This is a genomic window from Bartonella sp. MU70NMGDW, assembly GCF_042194085.1.
GTDB classification, from domain to species: Bacteria; Pseudomonadota; Alphaproteobacteria; order Rhizobiales; family Rhizobiaceae; genus Bartonella; species Bartonella grahamii.
In genome coordinates this window covers 1-1,478 of the sequence record NZ_JBHIMK010000286.1, presented here as the reverse complement: position 1 = coordinate 1,478, position 1,478 = coordinate 1, and the positions used below count along the sequence as shown (strand labels likewise).

Genomic DNA, 1,478 nt, shown 5'->3' with positions numbered 1-1,478 from the left:
CAACACACATTGGCTTAGTGATGACAGCTTTCATCATTGCTCCTTTTGAGTCATAATTAATGACATCATTAGTCAAATATTGATTTTTATTCTGTGAAAAATTGATTAACCAGAATTACCGAGAAAACGGGGCTTTCTAGCCACGTTTCAAGTTCACATTTTACTGAATTTTTGAGGATATTTTTGAATTTTAGACACAATACGACCAGTGCCGTGTCGTCATTAAATACGATTTTTTACACTATGTCAACAAAAAAATCATGATCTTGTGTTTTTTTATTTTTTTACCTAAATATGGTGTTTTTAGAAACAAAAAGGTATGTATTGACACAGCCAAAAAAGAAGAAAATCTAAATATTAAGCTCGTGACGCGCTGCTGTTGCCAAAAAAGCAGATCTTGTTAAACCTCTTTCTTGTGCACAATCATCAATTGCACGTAAGAGTCCTCTTTCAATAGATATATTCGTACGTACCACTTCTGCATCATTTTCAATAAAGGGGACTTGTATTAAAAAAGCTCCTTCTGACAAAGCTGTTTTGACAGATTCCCGTTGGATGACTTCCTCAAATTTTGAAGGAATAGGCACTATATCTATATCTTCGCAATAAAGTTGAAGTGCTTCTGTTGCGTTTGCGATTAAAATTTCTTCCTCATCAGCAGCAGAAAAAAGTCCCTCAAAATCAGGAAACTGAACACCAAAAGCAGAATCTTCATCTTTATGAACAAGAGCAAAAAATCTTTTCATTTTTCTTCTCCTTTTTTTAACCAACCTGCTTGTTGTGCGATAGAACGTGCTGTACCAATCGGAAGATTTTTTTTAGGATGTGGAACAATAACAACCTTACCATCTTTTTTTAATTTATGATGAGAACCTTTTACTTTGATAAGTTCAAAGCCATCACGCTTTAATTTTGCAATGATTTTTCGGCTATCTTGTTCCATTCCCTAAACTCACGATGTGTAAATATATACACATTTTAATGATTTTTCATCTGATGTCAATTCTTTTTTAACGGCTAAAGTGCTTATGAAGCGCATTAAGAACAATACGCAAAGAACTAACAAGATGTGTTAGCGATTGATCTTCTATAACAAGATATTGTAATGCAGCATAAAGATTATACTGTCTATAGAGGTGTTGTGCTTCTTTGATAGCCTCTTTCGTCACTTCATAACAATGAGTTGCTCTTTCAATCCACCGTTTTTGTGCCTCCTCATTTGATGGAGGAGTAAAGTTATCATAAATTGCATTAGGCAATCCTTTTGCACATAGGTAATTGTTTTTCACTTCAAGATATTTTTGCGCAGCATCATATTGGTCTTGATTGATTTCGCCTTGCAAATAAAGCCGCCCAATATAGGTACTGGAAAGTGGATTTTTAGCCTCTTCTATGGTCAAACAGAAGCGTTTGGCACGCATTTCAATTGCCAATTTATCCATGGGTTCATGCGGTGTTTTTGCTCGTGAGATGCGTCC

3 protein-coding genes are annotated in these 1,478 nt (G+C 35.0%); all 3 read right to left on the bottom strand.

Annotated features, from left to right (window positions below; genetic code table 11):
- Positions 1–350: 350 nt before the first annotated feature.
- Positions 351–746, bottom strand: coding sequence for a type II toxin-antitoxin system HicB family antitoxin (locus ACFIKE_RS10510; RefSeq protein ID WP_375649833.1), 396 nt, complete (start codon positions 744–746; stop codon positions 351–353).
- A complete protein-coding gene (locus ACFIKE_RS10505; RefSeq protein WP_375649831.1) occupies positions 743–943 on the bottom strand; it encodes a type II toxin-antitoxin system HicA family toxin in 201 nt (66 codons plus the stop codon). The genes ACFIKE_RS10510 and ACFIKE_RS10505 overlap by 4 nt, the downstream gene beginning before the upstream one ends.
- A gap of 67 nt (positions 944–1,010) precedes the next feature.
- A partial coding sequence (locus ACFIKE_RS10500; protein WP_375649829.1) for a hypothetical protein occupies positions 1,011–1,478 on the bottom strand: 468 nt, incomplete at its 5' end.